The organism is Salibacterium halotolerans, assembly GCF_900115625.1.
Classification (GTDB): Bacteria; Bacillota; Bacilli; order Bacillales; family Marinococcaceae; genus Salibacterium; species Salibacterium halotolerans.
Genome location: NZ_FOXD01000003.1, coordinates 206,224 through 226,588 on the forward strand (window position 1 = coordinate 206,224; position 20,365 = coordinate 226,588).

Annotated in this window: 22 protein-coding genes and 1 riboswitch; of the genes, 21 read left to right on the forward strand and 1 reads right to left on the reverse strand. The window is 48.2% G+C overall.

Going from position 1 to position 20,365, the window contains the following annotated elements:
* The first annotated feature begins 52 nt into the window (after positions 1–52).
* A complete protein-coding gene (cimA, locus tag BM124_RS04180; protein WP_170840956.1) occupies positions 53–1,678 on the forward strand; it encodes a citramalate synthase in 1,626 nt (541 codons plus the stop codon).
* Between the two features lie 127 nt (positions 1,679–1,805).
* Here the strand turns inward: cimA and BM124_RS04185 are convergent, their stop codons facing one another.
* Positions 1,806–2,639 carry an undecaprenyl-diphosphate phosphatase gene (locus tag BM124_RS04185; RefSeq protein WP_093335448.1) on the reverse strand — a complete coding sequence of 278 codons (834 nt, stop codon included), beginning with the start codon at positions 2,637–2,639 and terminating at the stop codon, positions 1,806–1,808.
* Between the two features lie 201 nt (positions 2,640–2,840).
* Between BM124_RS04185 and BM124_RS04190 the strand changes: the two genes are divergently transcribed.
* The 20 genes from BM124_RS04190 (at position 2,841) to ribD (ending at position 20,363) form a co-directional block, all read left to right on the forward strand.
* Entirely contained in the window at positions 2,841–3,368 is a 528-nt protein-coding gene (locus tag BM124_RS04190) for a TlpA family protein disulfide reductase (protein WP_093335449.1), read from the forward strand.
* Between the two features lie 161 nt (positions 3,369–3,529).
* Entirely contained in the window at positions 3,530–4,525 is a 996-nt protein-coding gene (locus BM124_RS04195) for a DUF3866 family protein (RefSeq protein WP_280139709.1), read from the forward strand.
* Positions 4,515–5,048, forward strand: a complete 534-nt coding sequence (locus BM124_RS04200; RefSeq protein WP_425288516.1) for an NUDIX hydrolase — start codon at positions 4,515–4,517, stop codon at positions 5,046–5,048. The genes BM124_RS04195 and BM124_RS04200 overlap by 11 nt, the downstream gene beginning before the upstream one ends.
* Positions 5,049–5,126: 78 nt before the next feature.
* Positions 5,127–5,765 (forward strand): stage II sporulation protein M, encoded by a 639-nt coding sequence (gene spoIIM, locus BM124_RS04205; protein WP_093335456.1) that lies wholly within the window; start codon positions 5,127–5,129, stop codon positions 5,763–5,765.
* A gap of 113 nt (positions 5,766–5,878) precedes the next feature.
* Positions 5,879–6,364 (forward strand): ferric iron uptake transcriptional regulator, encoded by a 486-nt coding sequence (fur, locus tag BM124_RS04210; protein ID WP_093335458.1) that lies wholly within the window; start codon positions 5,879–5,881, stop codon positions 6,362–6,364.
* Between the two features lie 124 nt (positions 6,365–6,488).
* The gene (locus BM124_RS19650) at positions 6,489–6,734 is read left to right on the forward strand and encodes a DUF4227 family protein (protein ID WP_170840958.1); all 246 of its coding nucleotides are present in this window, start codon (positions 6,489–6,491) and stop codon (positions 6,732–6,734) included.
* Positions 6,676–7,563: a site-specific tyrosine recombinase XerD gene (gene xerD, locus BM124_RS04220; RefSeq protein WP_093335462.1), complete on the forward strand. Its 888-nt coding sequence runs from the start codon at positions 6,676–6,678 to the stop codon at positions 7,561–7,563. Before BM124_RS19650 ends, xerD begins: the two co-directional genes overlap by 59 nt.
* Before the next feature lie 24 nt (positions 7,564–7,587).
* The gene (gene deoB / locus BM124_RS04225; RefSeq protein WP_093335463.1) at positions 7,588–8,787 is read left to right on the forward strand and encodes a phosphopentomutase; all 1,200 of its coding nucleotides are present in this window, start codon (positions 7,588–7,590) and stop codon (positions 8,785–8,787) included.
* Positions 8,787–9,620 (forward strand): purine-nucleoside phosphorylase, encoded by an 834-nt coding sequence (locus BM124_RS04230; protein WP_093335465.1) that lies wholly within the window; start codon positions 8,787–8,789, stop codon positions 9,618–9,620. Before deoB ends, BM124_RS04230 begins: the two co-directional genes overlap by 1 nt.
* Position 9,621: 1 nt before the next feature.
* Entirely contained in the window at positions 9,622–10,452 is an 831-nt protein-coding gene (locus tag BM124_RS04235; protein ID WP_093335467.1) for a purine-nucleoside phosphorylase, read from the forward strand.
* 24 nt (positions 10,453–10,476) lie between these two features.
* Positions 10,477–11,775, forward strand: a complete 1,299-nt coding sequence (locus BM124_RS04240) for a pyrimidine-nucleoside phosphorylase (RefSeq protein WP_093335551.1) — start codon at positions 10,477–10,479, stop codon at positions 11,773–11,775.
* 109 nt (positions 11,776–11,884) lie between these two features.
* Entirely contained in the window at positions 11,885–13,054 is a 1,170-nt protein-coding gene (locus BM124_RS04245) for a D-alanyl-D-alanine carboxypeptidase family protein (protein ID WP_244504224.1), read from the forward strand.
* 110 nt (positions 13,055–13,164) lie between these two features.
* Complete coding sequence (spoIIAA, locus tag BM124_RS04250) at positions 13,165–13,515, forward strand: anti-sigma F factor antagonist (protein ID WP_093335468.1); 351 nt, start codon at positions 13,165–13,167, stop codon at positions 13,513–13,515.
* A 2-nt stretch (positions 13,516–13,517) separates the two neighbouring features.
* Positions 13,518–13,958 carry an anti-sigma F factor gene (gene spoIIAB, locus BM124_RS04255; RefSeq protein ID WP_093335470.1) on the forward strand — a complete coding sequence of 147 codons (441 nt, stop codon included), beginning with the start codon at positions 13,518–13,520 and terminating at the stop codon, positions 13,956–13,958.
* Positions 13,959–13,969: 11 nt separating this feature from the next.
* Positions 13,970–14,719, forward strand: a complete 750-nt coding sequence (sigF, locus tag BM124_RS04260; RefSeq protein ID WP_093335471.1) for an RNA polymerase sporulation sigma factor SigF — start codon at positions 13,970–13,972, stop codon at positions 14,717–14,719.
* A gap of 65 nt (positions 14,720–14,784) precedes the next feature.
* Positions 14,785–15,405, forward strand: coding sequence for a stage V sporulation protein AA (locus tag BM124_RS04265; protein ID WP_093335473.1), 621 nt, complete (start codon positions 14,785–14,787; stop codon positions 15,403–15,405).
* Positions 15,387–15,815 (forward strand): stage V sporulation protein AB, encoded by a 429-nt coding sequence (locus BM124_RS04270; RefSeq protein ID WP_093335475.1) that lies wholly within the window; start codon positions 15,387–15,389, stop codon positions 15,813–15,815. Before BM124_RS04265 ends, BM124_RS04270 begins: the two co-directional genes overlap by 19 nt.
* 67 nt (positions 15,816–15,882) lie before the next feature.
* A complete protein-coding gene (locus tag BM124_RS04275; protein ID WP_093335554.1) occupies positions 15,883–17,379 on the forward strand; it encodes a spore germination protein in 1,497 nt (498 codons plus the stop codon).
* A gap of 88 nt (positions 17,380–17,467) precedes the next feature.
* Entirely contained in the window at positions 17,468–18,787 is a 1,320-nt protein-coding gene (gene lysA, locus BM124_RS04280) for a diaminopimelate decarboxylase (protein ID WP_093335477.1), read from the forward strand.
* 155 nt (positions 18,788–18,942) lie between these two features.
* Positions 18,943–19,091: riboswitch (FMN riboswitch) on the forward strand.
* Between the two features lie 183 nt (positions 19,092–19,274).
* Entirely contained in the window at positions 19,275–20,363 is a 1,089-nt protein-coding gene (gene ribD / locus BM124_RS04285; protein WP_093335478.1) for a bifunctional diaminohydroxyphosphoribosylaminopyrimidine deaminase/5-amino-6-(5-phosphoribosylamino)uracil reductase RibD, read from the forward strand.
* The last annotated feature ends 2 nt before the right edge of the window (positions 20,364–20,365 follow it).

Sequence of the window (20,365 nt, forward strand, 5' to 3'; positions counted from 1 at the left end):
TGATTTGACTAGTACAACTGCACAACACAGCACGCCAAGGGAGGGATGCTTTGTGGTTTCTCAAGTGAAACTATACGACACAACACTGCGCGACGGCACGCAGGGAGAAGGAATCAGTTTGTCGGTGGATGATAAACTGAAAATCGCCCAAAAACTTGACCATCTCGGTGTGAAATATATTGAAGGCGGATGGCCGGGAAGTAATCCAAAAGATATGAATTTTTTTGAAGAGGCAAAAAACTTATCTTTTCATTCAGCGGTCATTACGGCTTTCGGTAGTACGAGAAAACCCGGCGTAGAAGCAGAGAATGACCCCAATCTGCAGAGAATTCTTGAAAGTGGAGTGGAAGCAGCGGCGATATTCGGAAAAGCATGGGATTTCCATGTTGAAAAAGCACTGCAGACCTCTCTCGATGAAAATATTTCCATGATTTATGATTCCATTCGTTTCCTGAAGGAAAAAGGGATGGAAGTCATATTTGATGCGGAACATTTTTTTGATGGGTATAAACATAACCAGGACTATGCTCTAAAAGCGCTTACTGCGGCGGAGGAAGCAGGAGCCGATTGTCTTGTTCTCTGTGACACGAATGGCGGATCACTGCCGTCTGAAATAGCCGACATACTGAAGGTCGTGCATGCCCGTACTACCATTTCCACAGGGATTCACTGTCATAATGATGGAGAGCTTGCAGTAGCCAATACACTTGAAGCCGTAAAAGCCGGAGCAGACCATGTGCAGGGAACCATTAATGGGTACGGGGAGCGGTGCGGCAATGCCAATCTTATTTCCATTATTCCGAACCTTCAGATGAAGATGGGAATCCCTTGTCTAAAAGAGGAGAAACTCCCCCAGCTCACAGAAACTGCTGTCTATGTTCATGAACTGGCCAATCAGACACCGCCGGACAGCCAGCCTTTCACCGGCAAAAGCGCGTTTGCCCACAAAGGCGGCATGCATGTCAGTGCCGTGTTGAAACATCCTGAAACCTATGAACACATTGAACCTGAAAAAATCGGTAATGAACGGAGAGTGCTTGTTTCCGAATTGTCCGGACAGAGCAATCTGATGTTCAAGGCGGAAGAACTAGGCATTCCGCTGGATAAAACGGACCCCGCGGTGAAAGAAATCATGGAAAAAATGAAACAGATGGAGCACCAGGGCTATCAGTACGAAGCAGCGGAAGCTTCGTTCGAGCTGTTAATCCGGAACGGACTCGGTGAAAACCATGATTACTTCTACCTTGATCATTTCAAAATCATTGCTGAGAAAGAGAATGAGGGCGCCATCAGCACAGAAGCGCTCGTTAAGATGGATATACAGGGAGAAAAAGTAATGACGGCCGCGGAAGGAAATGGCCCGGTCAATGCGCTCGATTATGCACTCCGCAAAACGATAGGCGAATACTATCCGCTCGTTCATGAAATGTACCTGTCAGACTATAAAGTGCGTGTCCTTGATGAAGCAGAAGCGACCGCTTCCACTGTCCGGGTATTGATTGAGTCATCGGATGGAAAAGAAACGTGGAGTACCATCGGTGTTTCCGGAAATATTGTGGAAGCCAGCTGGCAGGCTCTTGTCGACAGCATCCGTTTTTATTTTATGAAACACGCCGATCGGCTGCAAAAGCTGGAATCACAGCCGGTACACCCCGGACCCGGTCTGCAGAACCATTAATGTAAACAATGGAACAGCGGGAGAAGCATAGAGATTGTCCCAACAGAAAGATCCCGAATGTGCTGCTGCAGCATTCGGGATCTTTGTTCGGGGCTTCAGAAAAATAGAAGGGGTCTGCCGTAATGTTTTAATTCGCCGTTCCAGTCGGAATCCGGTCAATGAAAGTGATCGTGAGAATAGCCAGAGCAAAGCAGTACAGAGCAAAATAGAGCAGCCTTCCACTGTTAAGAAAATTGATCAGCCAGACAATCCCGATCCATGACGTGACAAAAGACGCCGCAAAGGCAATAAGAAGCGGCAAAGTGCCGATGGAAGCCATCCCTCCGACACTCAGGTCTTCAAACGCAAGAACAGAAGAACCGGCAATAACCGGAATAGAGAGTAAAAACGAATAACGGACCGCTGTTCTCCGGTTCAGTCCGGCATACAAAGCAGCAATTAACGTACTTCCGGAACGGGAAATACCTGGTATGACAGCTATTGTCTGCGCAAGTCCTACGATAATGCTGTCCATAAACGTCATCTCTGATTCTGTACGGTTTCCTGTCTCATGAACTCTTTCAATCAAGATGAGAAATACGCCGGTAAGTGCCAGAGCTGCAGCGATAAAGACCGGTGTCTTCATTGTGCCGGCCAGGGCGTCTTCCAGGAAGATACCGAGAATTCCTGTAATGAAAGTAGCTGCTATAATGTACAGCCCGAAGAAAAATTCGGCTCTGTCACCGGCGCGGCGTTTCCTTATGTAACGAAAAAAAGTACGTGTCAACTGAATGCAGTCGCGCCGGAAATACAGCACCACCGCAACAATGGAACCAAGGTGAAGGATAACTTCAAACGACAGCCCCGGAAACGTACGGCCGAAAAGAAACTGGGCAATAATAATGTGGGCGGTGCTGGATATAGGCAGGAATTCTGAAATTCCCTGTACAATACCGAAAATAAGTGCTTCCAGTATACTCATAGATTCCACTCCTTACGGGATAAAGTCCGAAAATAATCCCTTGTTAGTTTAGCAGAACATCATGAAACAGGAAAGATAAAATTAGACGGCGGTTGATTCGACAACACTCCGTCCTATTCCTATGATAGGAATAGGACAGGCATGCTGGTAAAATAGAGACAGGGATCTGCATCACGACAGGAATGGAGGATAAAAAAAGAGATGCTGCAGCGCAAATATATTACAATGCTTGTTCTCGGAGTAAGTGTGTTGGCGGTTGCCTATGTATTGTTTTCCAGTATTTCGTTTCAGAAAGTAGGTGCTGATATTGGTAATGCCGCGCCCCGTTTTGAACTTCCGATGTATAACGGGGAAGAGGGGAGTTTGTCTGACTATGAAGGGGATGTCATTGTTTTAAACATGTGGGCGTCCTGGTGTGGACCTTGTACAGAAGAGATTCCAGCTTTGATGGAATTTCAGGAGTCTTACCGGGACCGGGGAGTGACCGTTCTGACCGTTAACATGAATTCATTTGAGCGGAATCAAAAAGAACCGCGGAACTTTGTCGAAACGTATAATATGACCCGCTCTCCCGCTATGATTGATAAGGAGGGGAAAGTAGCGGACCTTTACAATATTCAGCGGCTCCCAACAACATATATTATCGGGCGGAACCGGACGATTGTGGACAAAACGGTCGGACCGGTGGAAGTTGATGATCTGGAGGAACTGGTGGAAAGTGAACTGTAACCGCACGGCAAAATAGAGGAAATATAAAGCTGGACATAGCGTATAGTAATACGGGGTGATGTATCTTGTACACAGCGCTTACGGTAAAGGTCACAGCAGTTCTCGAGAGAACCACAGATTATCAGAAGCTTAAAACAGATGGAGGATCCGGCCGGGCGTATTTGTATTTATGCTCCTTTCCTCCCGTGGAGGAGGGAGACGATGTGAAAGTCAACACCACTGCTTCGATGCTCCGTCTTGGCACAGGGGGGTGGGATATTGTCCTGTCCACCAGTCACAACAACTATGTACTCCCTGGGCACGGGCATATTATGAAAGCCCGGTACACACCGTTTCAGCACAGTGTTCTTTCTGTCGATGATCCAAAACATCCGGATTACGATGTTTTTAATCAGCCGCTTTCACTGAAGAGGACACCTGTTCTTCTGGCTGAGCTTCACAGCATGCTTCCTATTCTGCTTAGTGCTGTTTCGATGCTGAATGAAAGGCTGAGCATAGGGGTGGTCCTTTCGGATGAAGCGTCTCTGGCGGCCGGCTTGAGTGATCATATGACGGAGTGGAAACAAAAGAGAAATGTGTGGGTGGTTACGGCCGGACAGGCATTCGGAGGTTCTGCGGAGTCGGTGAATGTCGTAAATGCGATGCAGTGGCTCGTCTTGAAAAAAAGGGTGGACCTTGTGATCCTGTCGATGGGGCCCGGTACAACAGGAACCAATACGCCGTATGGCTTCAGCGGCATGGTACTGGCCGAGTGGGCCAATCTGATTGGTTCATTGGAAGGGAATGCGCTCTGGATTCCGCGTCTTTCTTTTCGTGCACAGCGGACACGTCATTACGGAGTGAGCCATCATACGACTACTCCGCTGCACGTTTTTACCTATGCCCCTTCTACTCTCGTTCTGCCGGTGCTGACAGGGCAGAAAAGGATGTATGTGAAAAAGCAGCTTCACTTTCTGCATGAGAATACCCGGGTAACCATAGTGGAAGAAAATATCGACGACTGGTTCAACACGTGGCTTGGGTGGTATGAACAAAATCGAAAGACGCTTTATTCCATGGGCGCCGGTATCACCGGTGATCCTGATTTTATAAAAGGCGTTCTGGCACCGCTTGCTTATATTTTTCGAAAACAGGAGGTAAATGAAGATGGATTATGAAGAGAAAACATTACATAAGGAATCAATATATAACGGGAAGATTATCGATGTCCGGGTACATGATGTAGAGCTCCCGGACGGCCGGACGGGAAAGCGCGAAGTGGTGAATCATCCCGGAGCGGTGGCCGTTATCGCAAAGACTCCATCCGGCAGCATCATCATGGTCCGACAGTACCGGAAAGCATTGGAAAAAGAATTGTTTGAAATTCCGGCAGGGAAGTTGGAGCCCGGCGAAGATCCTGAACTTTCTGCCGCTAGGGAACTGGAGGAAGAAACAGGGTACCGCGCAGAAGGGCTGAGAAAAACAGCCTCCTTTTACACGTCCCCCGGATTTGCGGATGAAATCATTCATCTTTATGAAGCCGAACGGGTCGTCGAAGGGCAGACATCAACCGATGAGGATGAGTTTGTAGAATTGGTGGAAGTATCGCTCGAGGAAGCGCAGCAGTTAATCAAGGAAGAAAAAATTCATGATGCCAAAACGATGTACGCGGTGCAGCATCTCATGCTGGGCCGAGGCTGAATGATAGAATGGGTAATAGAAGAGTCTCCCTGGTCATAGAGTATAACATGTCCGAAAAGCAGGGAGGCTCTTTCTTTTATGATAGAATCGTTGCATGAATATCTTCGCAGGCATTGGCTGGAATATCGTTCGCTGTACTGGTTTTCCATTGTACTGCTTTTTATGGGCGTTATGTTTGGTGCCGTTCTCGTGAACAGTCTCGCCATGGATTTGAAAAATGACCTGAATGGATTTGTCAGTCAGTTTTTTTCGCAGTTTCGGGAAGGGGCGGACATGGCTCCCCATCATATATTTCTGCAGAGCCTGTCACGCCATGCCGGGTATCTGATACTCATGTGGGTTCTCGGGCTTTCTGTGGCCGGTGTTCCTTTTATTCTGATCCTGTTGTTTTTAAAAGGTGTCGTTTCTGGATTTACAATAGGATTTCTCGTACAGCAGATGGGTAGCGGCGGTTTTTTCCTCGCATTCTCGTCGATCTTTCTGCAGAATGTGATTATCATACCCTCCTATATCATTATGGCTGTTATTTCGATCAGTATTTCACTGAGCATGATTAAACACCTGTTCCAGAGGAAAAAATCGGTACATGTGCCGCGTGTACTGTTAAAATCAGCGGCTGCGGCTGGATGTCTGCTTCTCGGTATATGCGGCGCAGCAGCGGTGGAAGGGTATGTTTCGCCGGTTTTGATTAAGAATGTTTTAAACTGGGTTCAGTGATAATTATTATCACTTTATAATTAATATAAAATAATTTCTGTTATCATTATCAATTGACACCTTTCTTGAAAATCACTATAATTTATTATAGTTGATGTCAGGGGAGGTTCATGATGGAACAGCGTATTGATCGAATTAAAAAACAGCTTCATTCTCAAAGCTACAAGCTTACACCGCAGCGGGAAGCGACAGTCCGTGTACTTCTGGAGAATGAGAAAGACCACTTGAGCGCAGAAGATGTTTATCTGCTTGTCAAAGAAAAAGCCCCGGAAATCGGCCTTGCCACGGTATACCGCACACTGGAACTGCTTAATGAGCTGGAAGTCGTCGATAAAATTAATTTTGGCGACGGGGTGTCAAGGTATGATCTCCGCAAGGAGGGCGCCGACCATTTTCACCATCACCTTGTCTGTATTGAATGCGGATCGGTAGATGAAATCCAGGAAGATCTTCTCGGTGACGTTGAAAAAGTAGTGGAAGCGAATTGGAATTTCAGAATAAAAGATCACCGTCTTACGTTTCACGGCGTCTGCCACCGCTGCATAGAACAGGAAAAAAACAGCGGAGAACATGTGAATAAAGAAGCCAATAAGGCATAATAAAAACCTTTTCGCCGGGAAGAGGTTTTTATTTTTTAGGTATAATCTTTCTTTCTTTCAGAGAAGATGTTTATGAGATTGAAAGAAAGGAAGATTGTCCATGAGGAAAGCCTTGTCACATATCATGGAGGCATTTAAAATTTTTATTATTTTCAGTGCGTGCCTTCTCACCTTTTACTATGGTATTATATGGTTGAGTGAAACGTATGAAGGGGATGACCGGCTCCGCAAAACGGAAACGGACGCTAGGCAGGTGCTTGGTGATGATGCTTATCTGCCCGTCTGTAACCGGGAAAAGGATGGGAACGCAGTTGAAGACGGATCTACTCGATTTTATTCATTACTGTCAAGTGGAAAAGGGGCTTGCTGACAATACCCTCCGCTCGTATGAGAGGGATATTGGGCAGTACATTGATTATCTTTTGGAACATAACATCACACAGGTGCAGCATATCGAACGTTCTTCGATCGTGGCATTTTTGCACCACTTAAAAGAAAACGGACGTTCTTCGTCCACGATTTCAAGAACTATTTCTTCTATCCGGGCTTTTCACCAATTTCTGCTCCGGGAACAGAGAACGGTAAAGGATCCTTCTGAACTCATCGAACTTCCTAAAACCGGAAAAAAACTCCCGGACGTGTTATCAACCACCGATATAGAGGCTCTTTTGACCGAAGCCGCAGGGACAAGCTCTTTTGCCAAACGGAATAAAGCCATGCTTGAATTGATGTATGCCACCGGTCTCCGGGTCAGCGAGCTGTGCAGTCTGGAAACCGGGGATATTCATCTGCAGATGGGCTTTGTACACTGTCTCGGAAAAGGGAATAAAGAACGCATCATTCCGCTTGGTAAAGCGGCCGCCGATGCTGTTGAAGAATATGTGCAGAAAGCAAGACCGGCGTTAATGAAAAAGAAAAGGCATGATGTGCTGTTTGTTAATCATCATGGAAACAAGCTCTCCAGGCAGGGGTTCTGGAAAATACTGAAGGAATCGGCGGCGAAGGCGGGAGTTGAGAAGTCGTTGACCCCCCATACACTGCGCCATTCCTTTGCGACCCATCTTCTGGAGAACGGAGCGGACCTGAGAGCTGTACAGGAAATGCTGGGACATGCGGATATTTCCGCTACACAGATATATACGCATGTCTCCAACCGGAAACTGAAAGACGTATATCTGCATTATCATCCCAGAGCGTAACGAAGAAAAGAGAGGAGCATGTACATGACAAACGAATCATTTCAAAGAATATTTCTGATTGTGATGGATTCCGTTGGTATTGGAGAGGCCCCGGATGCTGCAGAGTACGGGGACGCCGGAGCGGATACCCTCGGTCATACTGCCGCGCACCGCGGCGGGCTTAAGATGACGGAGATGGAACAGCTCGGTCTTGGAAACATAAAAAAAGCAGAAGGTATCAAACCGGTGGAGTATCCGGCGGCGTCATACGGGATCATGCAGGAAGCTTCAAACAGCAAGGACACCATGACCGGCCACTGGGAAATCATGGGGCTCCATATCCGTGAACCGTTCCGTACGTTCCCGGATGGTTTTCCAAGTGAACTCGTACAGCAGTTGGAAGAGGTATCAGGACGAAGCGTTATTGGGAACAAAGTGGCTTCCGGCACGGAAATTATTAAGGAACTTGGGGAAGAACATATGGAAACCGGGGCGTTAATTGTATATACGTCTGCGGATTCAGTTCTGCAGATTGCCGCCCATGAAGAAATAGTACCGGTGGAAGAGCTTCACCGTATATGTGAAAAAGCAAGGGGACTTACTTATGACGCTCCTTATATGATCGGCAGAGTGATTGCAAGGCCGTTTATCGGCAGACCCGGAGCGTTTGAGAGGACATCTAACCGCCACGATTATGCGCTTAAACCATTTGGCCGCACCGTGATGAATGAATTGAAAGACGCCGGTCTCGACAGTATCGCTATCGGCAAGATAAGTGACATTTATGACGGAGAAGGCATCACAGAAGCGGTACGGACAGAATCCAACTCGGATGGTATGAATAAAATAACCGAATCCGCGAAAGAAGATTTTCACGGGATCAGCTTTTTGAACCTGGTGGATTTTGATGCAAAGTACGGACACCGCCGCGACCCCGACGGCTACGGACAGGCTCTGGAAGAGTACGATTCCCGTCTCCCGGCGCTCTTGGATGAGCTCCGTGAGGATGATCTCCTTATCATTACCGCGGACCACGGCAATGATCCCGTTCACCACGGTACTGACCACACCCGTGAACTTGTTCCGCTCCTCGTCTATACAAAAAGGGCGGCGCACGGAGATGATCTGGGGCGTCGGATGACGTTTGCCGACATTGGTGCCACCATCGCGGACAACTTCGGAATTACACTGCCTGAACATGGGGAAAGTTTCCTGCAGCAGGTACATCAATCAGGAGGGGAATAATGACATTGACAAGCCTTTTGGAAGAAGCATCTGACTACCTCCGCGGACAAATAAATGCAGCACCGAAGACGGGGCTTATTCTCGGCTCCGGACTTGGAGTGCTGGCTGATGAAATAGAAGATCCGGTAAAAATCCCATACGAAAATATTCCCGGGTTTCCGGTGTCTACTGTAGAGGGGCATGCCGGACAGCTTGTCGCAGGAACGCTGGAGGGCCGGGAAGTAATTGCCATGCAGGGCCGGTTTCATTATTATGAAGGCTACACCCTGCAGGACGTAACGTTCCCGGTGCGGGTCATGCGCCGTATCGGCGTAGAAAATCTGCTCGTCACCAATGCCGCGGGCAGTGTGAATGAAACCTTTTCCCCCGGCAATTTGATGGTCATTAAAGATCATCTGAATCTGCTCGGGGATAACCCTCTCATCGGACAAAACGATGAATCTACCGGCCCGCGTTTTCCTGATTTGTCATCGGCCTATTCCAAAGAACTCATAGAGACAGCGGAGTCCGCTGCCTCCTCCCTTGGAATCACTCTGCAGAAGGGGATTTACGCTGCCAACACAGGACCGGCCTATGAAACACCGGCTGAAGTGAAGATGATCCGGACACTGGGTGCGGATGCGGTAGGCATGTCCACTGTTCCTGAAGTGATCAGCGCAAACCATGCAGGAATGAGGGTTCTTGGTATATCATGTCTTTCGAATATGGCGGCAGGCATCCTGGATCAGCCGCTCAGCCATGATGAAGTTATCGAAACAACGGAAAAGGTACGCGGAGATTTTCTGCAGCTGATGAAAGAAATTATTGGACGACTGGAAAAAGGAGACGAATAACATGGAAGAACTGGCAAAAAAAACGCAGGAAGCCGCCGCTTATCTTCAGGAGACCATCACTGTCAATCCGGATATCGGCTTGATTCTCGGCTCCGGACTTGGTGATCTCGCTGAGGAAATAGAGAACGCCGTGAAAGTCGATTATGAAGACATTCCCCATTTTCCGGTCTCAACCGTTGAAGGTCATGCCGGCCGTCTTGTGGCGGGTACGCTGCAGGGGCAGAACGTGATCGCCATGCAGGGACGGTTTCACTACTATGAAGGGTATTCCATGCAGGAAGTAACGTTTCCGGTCCGTGTCATGAAAGCGCTCGGAGCACGCTCGCTGATTGTGACCAATGCCTGCGGCGCCATGAACCCGTCGTTCAGACCGGGAGATCTGATGGTCATCGAAGACCATATAAATCAAACCGGATCAAATCCACTGCTCGGCCCGAATGATGAAAGTCTGGGACCGCGGTTTCCGGATATGAGCCGGGCTTATGACAGCGATTGGAAACAGACAGCCGTGAAAGCCGCGGAACATCTTAGATTCTCTCTGCAGAAAGGAGTATATACCGGAATTTCCGGCCCTTCCTTCATGACAGCTGCAGAACTTATTATGCTGCGCCGGCTGGGAGGCGATGTGGTAGGTATGTCCACCGTTCCCGAGGTGATCACCGCCAACCACGCCGGATTGAAAGTGCTCGGTATATCCTGCATCACAGATATGGCTGTCGGCGAAGAAATCGAAGGGGTGTCCCATGAAGAAGTGATGGAGACCGCATCCCGTACGAAACCCCGTTTTATTTCTCTGGTCAAGGAGATACTGACTTCGAACTCCTCTATATAACGAAGGAAAGGTACGGTGCTGACGATGAGAATGGTTGATATTATTTCCAGGAAAAGAGATGGGTTTGAGCTTTCCAATGAAGAAATCACCTGGTTTGTTCAAGCCTACAGCAACGGAGACATTCCTGATTATCAGGCTTCCGCTTTTGCGATGGCCGTTTTTTTCCAGGGAATGACGCAGAAGGAAGCGGCTGCGCTAACGATAGAAATGGCAGGATCGGGAGACCAGCTCGATTTATCGGCAATTGATGGAATAAAAGTAGATAAGCATTCGACAGGCGGAGTAGGAGACAAAACAACGTTGATCCTTGGTCCTCTCGTTGCAGCGCTTGATATTCCGGTTGCCAAAATGTCAGGACGGGGACTTGGTCACACGGGAGGAACGATTGATAAACTGGAGGCTTTTGAAGGGTTCCGTACGGAAATGGACCAGGAGGATTTCGTTCATCTCGTTAATAAGAATAAGCTCGCCGTTGCCGGGCAGAGCGGGAATTTGACACCCGCCGACAAAAAACTGTATGCACTCCGGGACGTCACAGGTACAGTGAATTCGATTCCCCTTATAGCCAGTTCCGTAATGAGTAAAAAAATCGCTGCCGGTGCGGATGCGATTGTGCTCGACGTGAAGACGGGGTCGGGCGCTTTCATGGAAAGTCTCGAGGAAGCAAAAAAACTGGCATATGCCATGGTGGATATCGGGAATTCACTGAACCGAAGAACGATGGCTGTTATTTCCAATATGGATCAGCCTCTCGGGCATTTTGTCGGCAATGCCCTGGAAGTCAAAGAAGCTGTGGAGACGCTCCGCGGGAACGGACCGGAGGATCTGCACGAATTAAGTGTTACTCTGGCATCCCACATGGCTGTCCTAGGCGGAAAAGCAACGGATGAAAAAGAAGGTCGAAAGCTTGTAGAAAGCGTGCTGAACGACGGCACCGCGCTTGAAAAAATGAAACAGTTCGTGCAGAGTCAGGGAGGCAATCCTGCTCCAATCGACAATTCTGACCTGTTTCCCGCAGCAGAAAAGCAGGCAGCGGTTACGGCACAGGAAAGTGGATACGTGAGCCGGATGCAGGCAGCAAGAATCGGTCAGGCTGCGATGATGCTTGGGGCAGGACGCGCATCCAAAGATGACGAGATTGACTATGCGGCAGGTATTGAACTGAAAGCAAAAATCGGGGATTATGCCGCGGCAGGAGACACACTCGCAGTTATCCATGCCACTCAGGCTGACACAACGTCAGCCGCTGACATGATCCGGCAGGCCTACAGCTTTTCCCCGCAGCAGGTGAAAAAACCAGCGCTGATTTACGACTCCATTTAAACGATTAAGTTTTAGATCTTCAGGATGACTATCCTGAAGATTTTTTTGTATATACGAAGAAATCATTGGAAATACTAAAACTGAAACGGAATTGGGAGGTGACTGGTTTTTGGGAAATAATGGAATAGTGAAATGGATACCAGCCGTTGCAGCAGCTGCCATTCTTTTTGCCAGTGGTGAAGCCAAAGCGCAGTTTGAGGATGCAGCCGAAGACGCGGTATCTGCTTACGTGATAGAAGCGGGCACAGGTCAGGTGTTGTATCAAAAAAATGAAACAAAGCAGCTGCCGCCGGCCAGCATGACAAAAATCATGACGATGCTTTTAATTATGGAGGCACTTGAAGAAGGAGAGATACAGCTTGATGATAAGATCCGGGCTAGTGAAAAAGCAGCTTCGATGGGTGGATCGCAGATCTTTCTTGAAGAGGGGGAAACCATGACAGTCGATGAGATGCTCAAAGGTATCGCCGTGGCTTCAGCAAATGATGCATCTGTCGCGATGGCCGAACATATTGCCGGATCGGAAAAAGCTTTTATTGAAAAAATGAATGAAAAAGCAGAAAGTCTGGGCCTTGAACATACCAATTTTCAGAACACGACCGGACTGCCGGCAGAGGATCATTATACATCGGCGGAAGATTTGGCTGTAATCAGCCGTGAACTGCTGCAGCACGAGAAAATTCTGCAATATACCGGAAAGTATGAAGATTACTTAAGAAAGGGAGAAGAGAACGAATTCTGGCTGGTCAACACGAACAGACTGGTCCGCCATTATGAAGGCGTGGATGGGCTGAAAACCGGATACACCAAAGAAGCCAGGTACAATCTGACAGCCACAGCTCAAAAGAAAAACATGAGAATCGTTACCGTAGTGATGGGAGCGGATTCCCCGAAAGAAAGAAACCAGATTACTGCCTCGCTGCTTGATGATGCATTCGGGAAATATGAATATCACGCTCTTGCCAAAGAAGGGGATACCGTAACGTCAGTGCCTGTGGAAAAAGGAAAACACACTAATGCAGAAGCGGTTCTTAAGGGAGATGCGGGTGTTGTCCTCCGCAAAGGTCAGGATGCCGGAACTATTACCGAAGACATAACCGCTGAAAGAATTGTGACAGCTCCTGCTTCTTCAGGAGAACAGGTCGGAACGATTCGGTACTTTCATGATAATGACCTGTTATCCGAATCGGATCTTGTTTTAAAAGAAGATGTTGAGCCGGCGGGTTGGACGGAATTGTTCGGCCGAACTCTGCAGAGGATGATGGGAAACGTATCCTGAGGGATTTTTTAACGAAATAACACTAGTTTTGTCAGGCGTGAAGGAAAAGGGAAACTGGTTCAAGAACAGAGCAGTGAACCATTCTAATTACGTGGACTGGAGGGGAGAAAATGAGTCTTACCGTTAACATGGAGCAGGTAGGTGATGTGATGTGCATCCGCCTGAGCGGGGAACTTGACCATCATTCATCAAGAGAACTCCGAGGGCAGGTGGAAGAGCACATGGAACAATACCGCCCGCATCATATCGTGTTGAATCTGGAGGAGCTTACGTTTATGGACAGTTCGGGGATCGGAGTTATTCTCGGACGGTACAAACAGATTCGAAAACTGGGAGGAGAAATGGTCGTATGTTCCATTTCAGCACCGGTGAAGAGACTTTTTGAATTGTCCGGACTGTTTAAAATTCTGCGGCTCGAACACAGGGAGACAGATGCACTACGGATATTGGGGGTAGCCTGAGGATGAAAAATGAGATGAAACTGGAATTCTCCGCATTAAGTGAAAATGAGGCATTTGCAAGGGTGAGCGTAGGTGCCTTCGCGGCTCAGCTCGACCCGGATATGAACGAACTGACGGAATTGAAAACGGTCGTGTCTGAGGCGGTAACCAATTCCATTCTCCATGGATATGATGAGAATCCGGCCGGAACGATCCGTGTTCTGGTAAAGATCGAAACCGACTCGATCGAAATCACCATCAAAGACGATGGAGGCGGAATCGACAATATTGAGCAGGCAAAAGAACCACTGTATACAACGAAGCCGGAAATGGAACGGTCCGGGATGGGATTTACGATTATGGAGAATTTCATGGATGAGGTCGAAATTATTTCAGAGCCTGGAACCGGGACAACGGTTTACCTGAAAAAAAGGCTGGCCGGTGCCCGTACACTCTGCAATTAAGGGGACTCTGCATGAATACTAAACTGGAAAAACAGCAGCCTCTGCAGGATGATAAAATCAGAGGGTTGATAGAGAAAAGCCATGATGGAGACCAGGAAGCAAGAGATGAGATTGTCCATCACAATACGAGACTTGTCTGGTCTGTCGTCCAGCGTTTCATCAACCGGGGATATGATCCGGAAGATTTATTTCAAATCGGTGTGATCGGATTAATCAAATCGGTTGATAAATTTGATCTTTCGTATGATGTGAAGTTTTCCACGTATGCGGTCCCGATGATTATCGGTGAAATTCAGCGTTTTATCCGGGACGATGGTACGGTAAAAGTGAGCCGTTCCTTAAAGGAATTGAATAACCGTGTCCGGAAAGCCAAAGAAGAACTGACCAAGGAAATGGGAAGATCCCCCGGTCTGAATGAGATCGCAGAAAAGCTCGACGTGCCTTCCGAGGAGATAGTGTTTGCGACGGAGGCTGCAAGGTCTCTTTCTTCCCTTCATGAAACGATATATGAAAACGACGGGGATCCTATCACACTGATTGATCAAATTGCGGATCAAAAAGACAGCAGATGGTTTGATCAGCTTGCAGTGAAGGAAATTGTGGAACAGCTTGAAGAACGAGAACGGGTGATTGTATATCTCCGTTACTATAAAGACAATACGCAGTCGGAAGTCGCCCTGCGGCTTGGCATATCGCAGGTACAGGTATCACGTCTTGAAAAGCGAATACTTGAAAAGATGAAAAGCCAGTTATCGGAATGATGACTGGCTTTTTTCGTATAGCATGAACCGGAGGCTGTCATACTAAGCCAAAGGAGAGAATGGAGATGGCTCATAGCATATATCTGCAATTTTTTTCACCAGGTCCCGTGCTGATGGGGGATCATCTGCTTGTGAAAGACGTTGCACGTGTTGAAGGCAAAAAAGAGATCGTGTCGGAGGTTTTGAATGTTGGAGTGCATCAGGTGACAGCACAGGACAAACATCACATTGTGATCGATGGATTGACCGTGCTTGCCCGTATCCATTCGGTATATCCGGACCTTGAGGTGAATATTCTCGGGAGGCCGCAGGTTGTGGTCGATATCCATTCGGGACGCCGGCAGACGAAGCTTATTCCGGTTCTGCTCGTCTGGTTTCTGCTCTTTACCGGAGCGGCTCTGGCCATTATGAATTTTCATGAAGATGTAAGTATGCTGGCGGTGCATCAGACGATCTATCAGCTGATTACCGGAAAACATCTGGAACAGCCGCTGCTTCTGCAGATTCCTTATTCCTTCGGCCTTGGACTTGGGATGATTTTGTTTTTTAACCGTCTCTTTAAAAAAAGACTGAATAAAGAACCGAGTCCACTGGAAATCGAAATGTTTCAATACCGTCAGGACATGGAAGAATATGCAGCGGAAACGAAGTCTGACCGGAGTTCAAAATGGCCGTCGAAGTCCTGATTATCATCTTCGTAGGTATAAGCGGCGGGCTGGCGGTTGGAAGCGGATTTGTCGCCTTTATTTCCGTTCTCGGAATAATACCAAGGCTGGTGCAGCTGACCGGTACCAAATCAGCTGTACGGTCGTACGAACTGGCAGTAACAGGCGGCGGGGTTTTTGGGACAATCGCCGTTCTTCATCCGATCCGGTTCTCTTTACCCGGCCTTTTAACGGTCCCTGTCGGTCTTGCTGCGGGGATTTTTGTCGGTATGCTGGCTGCAGCGTTAACAGAGGTGCTGAATGTATTTCCTATTCTTGCGAAAAGGGTCGGGATGGAACATAACGTCATGAGTCTAGTGATGGCCATCGTTCTTGGCAAAATAGCGGGATCGTTATTTCACTGGCTTATTTACGTGTCGCTCTCATTCTAATGAAGAAGGGGTTACTAATATGCGCAGAGGAAAATGGATATTCCGGAACAAACCGGATGCGATGGATATGGAGAAACACGGAGTACCGGCCGAAGAAACCGATAGTACAGGTATTTCACCGCAGATTGAAGAAAATGAAGAGATCATTAAAGAAAGAGTCGGTATAGGGTTGAGTTTTGATACAGGCGTCCGCAGACTGCACATATTAGGGCGGGAAATTCAGATTTATTACGTAACCGGCCTTGTTGATATGGAGGCGGTAACCGAACTCCTGAAAGAACTTATGAAAGTGGAAGCCAGAGGACGGGATACGCCCTATGTCAGAGAAGCGGTTGAAAATCATCTGACGGAAGTACAGGTGGATTATAAAGACAATCTTGAAGAATGTATTATCGAAATGTTATCGGGGCTTGTGTTTATTCTTATTGATGGAGAAGAACGGGCCCTGGTCGTCGATGTGCGTAATTATCCGGGTAGAAGCCCGAAAGAACCGGATAATGAAAAAGTCGTTCGGGGAGCACGAGATGGCTACACGGAAAACATCATCGAAAATACAGGGTTAACGAGAAGAAGGGTGAGAGATGAAAGACTCCGCCATGAAATTATGAGGGTTGGCGTACGTTCGAAAACCGATATCTGTATTTCCTATATTGAAGACATTGCCGATCCCGACATGGTGAATATTGTAAAGAAAGAACTGGAATCAATCAATGTGGACGGTTTAACGATGGCTGATAAAGTAGTGGAGGAATATATTGTTGACCAGGGGGCCAATCCGATGCCTCTTGTCCGTTATACGGAGCGGCCGGATGTTGCTGCGGTTCATTTATTTGAAGGACATATCGTTATTATTGTAGATGCTTCACCAAGCGTTATCATTACACCCACTACTTTTTTTCATCATGTGCAGCACGCCGAAGAATACCGGCAGGCACCGTTTATCGGCACGTATCTGAGATGGATTCGTTTTTTCGGCATGTTTGCTTCTCTTTTCATTCTTCCATTGTGGCTGCTTGTCGTACTCGAACCGCGGCTGCTGCCGGATCAGCTGAATTATATCGGTCCGACGGAAGATTCCAATGTGTCGGAGTTCATGCAGATTGCCATCGCCGAAGTTGGGATAGAATTAATGAGGATGGCGGCAATCCATACTCCGTCCCCGCTTGCAACGGCTCTCGGACTTGTTGCTGCTTTATTGATCGGAGAAATAGCTATAGAAGTGGGGCTGTTCACCTCTGAAGTTATTTTATATGTTGCGCTTGGGGCGATTGGAACATTTGCTACACCCAGCTATGAGCTTGGGATTGCATTGAAAATATTCCGGTTCATTCTCTTGATTGCGGTAGTCTCTTTTCAGGCTGTAGGCTTTGTCATCACAACCACTGCCCTGTTCCTGTTCCTTGCCTCGATCCGGTCGTTAAGCAAACCGTATTTGTGGCCGTTTCTGCCGTTTGACGGCAAGGCGCTTTGGCAGGTTCTTATCCGCACAACTGTTCCCAATCTGCGCCGGCGCCCCGGAATCGTGAACCCGCAGGATAAAATCCGGCAGCATCCGAAAGCATGACGGGCAGGAGAACAGTTTTTCTTTTTCTCCTTCTTAAATGATGCTAAAATGTAATCATTCATTGTTGCGTAGAAGGAGAGAACGAGTCATGTATCTACACGGAACCAGTCGAATTAATAAAGACGGGCGGCTCGAGATCGGCGGGGTGGATACGACCCGGCTTGCCGGTGAATACGGCACGCCTGTTTATGTATATGATGTTACGTTGATGAGAGAAAGGGCAAAGGGGTTTCAGCAGGAATTTGAAAAGGCGGAGGTTCCCTATCAGGTCGCCTATGCAAGCAAAGCATTCAGCTGTATAGCTATGGTGCAGCTGGCCGCGGAGATGGGATTGAGTCTTGATGTTGTGTCGGCCGGTGAAATGATAACAGCGGCAAAAGCGGACTTTCCGATGGAGCGGGCACACCTGCACGGGAACAATAAAAGTTATGATGAAATTGCCCTTGCGCTGGAACTCGGTGTCGGCTGCATCGTTGTCGATAATTTTCACGAATTATCGATGATTCAAGAGCAGGCACGAAAGAATAACCGGACAGTTCAGGTGCTGCTCCGCACAACGCCTGGAGTCGAAGCCCACACCCACGAGTATATTTCCACTGGTCAGGAAGATTCGAAGTTCGGATTTGATCTGCAGAGCGGACAGGCCGATCAGGCGATCGCCGCGCTGCAGGACGATCCTTTTATAAACCTGAGGGGAATCCACTGCCACATCGGATCCCAGATTTTTGATACGGACGGCTTTGTGCTGACGGTGCAAAAGTTATTCGCCGAGTTTAAGCGGTGGAGGGAAGAATATGATTTTGTGCCGGAAGTATTCAATGCCGGCGGCGGATTCGGCATACGCTACGTAGAAGGCGACGATCCGCTGGAACCTGAGAATTATGTCAAAGATCTTATTCTCGCCGTTAAAAAGGAAGCAGCCGATGCAGACATGGCTGTACCGGAAATATGGATAGAGCCGGGCCGCTCCATCAGCGGTGATGCTGGAACGACGCTTTACACGGTGGGGTCTAAAAAGAATATTCCCGGAGTGCGTAACTACGTATCGGTAGATGGAGGAATGACAGATAATATCCGGCCGGCGCTTTACAATGCGGAATACGAAGGTGTTCTTGCCAATCGTGCCGGTGAAAAGGCTGACAGCCGGACAGCTGTAGCCGGCAAATGTTGTGAGAGCGGTGATATGCTGATGTGGAATCTCCCTCTTCCGGAGACAGAACCCGGGGATATCCTGGCAGTTTTCTGTACAGGCGCCTATGGATTTGCCATGTCAAGCAACTACAATCGTTTCACCCGGCCTCCCGTCGTTTTCGTTGAGGACGGAGAAGCGGACCTGGTTGTACAGAGAGAATCGCTCGAAGATCTGCTGAAAAATGATCTTCCCCTCCGGTTGAAAGAAAAGATTTGATAAACGCTTTATCGAAGCGTGGGATAATACATGCCGGGTCTGCCCCTTCGATGTGAGCTTTTGGCGGAAAAAAAGCAGTCCGGTTCAAATAGTTGACGGTTCTGTTTCAGGCAGTATAAAATCAGAATATAATATGAAACGGTTTGGTTACGTTGTAACCACTTCGGGGTGGGGTGAAATTCCCAGCCGGCGGTGATAAGGCAGTTTTGCTTTTTAGTCCGCGACCCGCAGAGGATCTGCTTCTGCGGTGGACCTGGTGAGAATCCGGGACCGACAGTGACAGTCTGGATGGGAGAAGAAAAGCCGTGTTCAAAGCCGGAACGAAACCGGAAATATTGGTGTGTGTCCTTAATTGGCAGGCATCATGTGCGTTGATGCACCAGGTCGTTCGGCTTGTAAATGAACAATGCTTATTTTCGTATGTTACCACCCTGAAGACGTATGCCGTTTTCAGGTTTTTTATTTTAAGAGAAAAGAGGCAATCGGTATGACGGATGAAGAATATATGGATCTTGCTCTTCACCTGGCGGAAAGCACAAAAGGGCAGACATCCCCGAATCCATCTGTCGGCGCTGTTGTCGTGAATAACGGGATGATAGCCGGAATGGGTGCGCATCTGAAGGCAGGGGAAGAGCACGCAGAAGTTCATGCATTGCAGGAAGCAAAAGAGAAAGCAGAAGGGGGAACCATGTATGTGACCCTGGAGCCGTGCTCCCATACCGGAAAAACCCCTCCCTGCGTGGAGGCAATCATAAACAGCGGTATCCGCCGGGTAATTATTGCAACACTTGATCCGAATCCTGAAGTAAGTGGAAGTGGAGTAGAAAAACTCCGGCAGGCAGGCATTGAGGTGTCAATCGGTGCAGGAAAAGACCGGGCGGATTGGCTGAACCGGTATTTCATGCATTTCATGAAAACCGGCATGCCGTATGTGACACTGAAAACTGCTGTGTCTCTGGATGGTAAAACGGCTACCGCCACCGGCGAAAGCCAGTGGATAACAGGCGGGGAATCGCGAAAAGACAGCCACCGTCTCCGGCATAAACATGATGCCATTCTGGCGGGTATCGGAACCGTGCTTCATGATGACCCGTCACTAACGGCAAGGGCTGAAAACGGGGGTTCACAGCCTGTCCGTGTGGTGCTCGACCACCACCTGCGTATACCACTTGAAGCATCCATGCTGCAGGATGAGATGGCTCCGGTATGGATTTTCTGCGGATCGGACGCATCTGAAGAAAAAAAACGGATGCTGGAACAAACCGATGCTGTTATCTATCAGGTAGAAGAGGCAGAGGTGCATCTTGAAGAGGTACTGACCATTCTGGGAAACAAAAGTATCCTCTCTGTATTTGTCGAAGGAGGATCTGAGATTCACGGAAGGTTTGTAGAAGAAAAACGGTTTCAGGAGTTTGTTTCCTATACGGCACCTGTACTGATCGGGGGCCGCTTCGCACCGACAGCTGCCGGCGGGGAAGGCATTACACGTTTGAATGAAGCCCCGCGTCTTGAAGTGCGTTCGGTGGAACAACTAGGCAGTGACATTAAAGTAACAGCAGTCCGAAAAGGGGAATGAAT

What these genes read in the sequence shown, in the direction of transcription:
- BM124_RS04185 (WP_093335448.1), bottom strand. Translation starts at nt 2,639, where the DNA reads ATGAGTATACTGGAAGCACTTATTTTCGGTATTGTACAGGGAATTTCA.
- BM124_RS04190 (WP_093335449.1), top strand. Translation starts at nt 2,841, where the DNA reads ATGCTGCAGCGCAAATATATTACAATGCTTGTTCTCGGAGTAAGTGTG.
- BM124_RS04200 (WP_425288516.1), top strand. Translation starts at nt 4,515, where the DNA reads ATGGATTATGAAGAGAAAACATTACATAAGGAATCAATATATAACGGG.
- spoIIM (WP_093335456.1), top strand. Translation starts at nt 5,127, where the DNA reads ATGATAGAATCGTTGCATGAATATCTTCGCAGGCATTGGCTGGAATAT.
- fur (WP_093335458.1), top strand. Translation starts at nt 5,879, where the DNA reads ATGGAACAGCGTATTGATCGAATTAAAAAACAGCTTCATTCTCAAAGC.
- BM124_RS19650 (WP_170840958.1), top strand. Translation starts at nt 6,489, where the DNA reads ATGGAGGCATTTAAAATTTTTATTATTTTCAGTGCGTGCCTTCTCACC.
- deoB (WP_093335463.1), top strand. Translation starts at nt 7,588, where the DNA reads ATGACAAACGAATCATTTCAAAGAATATTTCTGATTGTGATGGATTCC.
- BM124_RS04230 (WP_093335465.1), top strand. Translation starts at nt 8,787, where the DNA reads ATGACATTGACAAGCCTTTTGGAAGAAGCATCTGACTACCTCCGCGGA.
- BM124_RS04235 (WP_093335467.1), top strand. Translation starts at nt 9,622, where the DNA reads ATGGAAGAACTGGCAAAAAAAACGCAGGAAGCCGCCGCTTATCTTCAG.
- BM124_RS04240 (WP_093335551.1), top strand. Translation starts at nt 10,477, where the DNA reads ATGAGAATGGTTGATATTATTTCCAGGAAAAGAGATGGGTTTGAGCTT.
- spoIIAA (WP_093335468.1), top strand. Translation starts at nt 13,165, where the DNA reads ATGAGTCTTACCGTTAACATGGAGCAGGTAGGTGATGTGATGTGCATC.
- spoIIAB (WP_093335470.1), top strand. Translation starts at nt 13,518, where the DNA reads ATGAAAAATGAGATGAAACTGGAATTCTCCGCATTAAGTGAAAATGAG.
- sigF (WP_093335471.1), top strand. Translation starts at nt 13,970, where the DNA reads ATGAATACTAAACTGGAAAAACAGCAGCCTCTGCAGGATGATAAAATC.
- BM124_RS04265 (WP_093335473.1), top strand. Translation starts at nt 14,785, where the DNA reads ATGGCTCATAGCATATATCTGCAATTTTTTTCACCAGGTCCCGTGCTG.
- BM124_RS04270 (WP_093335475.1), top strand. Translation starts at nt 15,387, where the DNA reads ATGGCCGTCGAAGTCCTGATTATCATCTTCGTAGGTATAAGCGGCGGG.
- BM124_RS04275 (WP_093335554.1), top strand. Translation starts at nt 15,883, where the DNA reads ATGGAGAAACACGGAGTACCGGCCGAAGAAACCGATAGTACAGGTATT.
- lysA (WP_093335477.1), top strand. Translation starts at nt 17,468, where the DNA reads ATGTATCTACACGGAACCAGTCGAATTAATAAAGACGGGCGGCTCGAG.
- ribD (WP_093335478.1), top strand. Translation starts at nt 19,275, where the DNA reads ATGACGGATGAAGAATATATGGATCTTGCTCTTCACCTGGCGGAAAGC.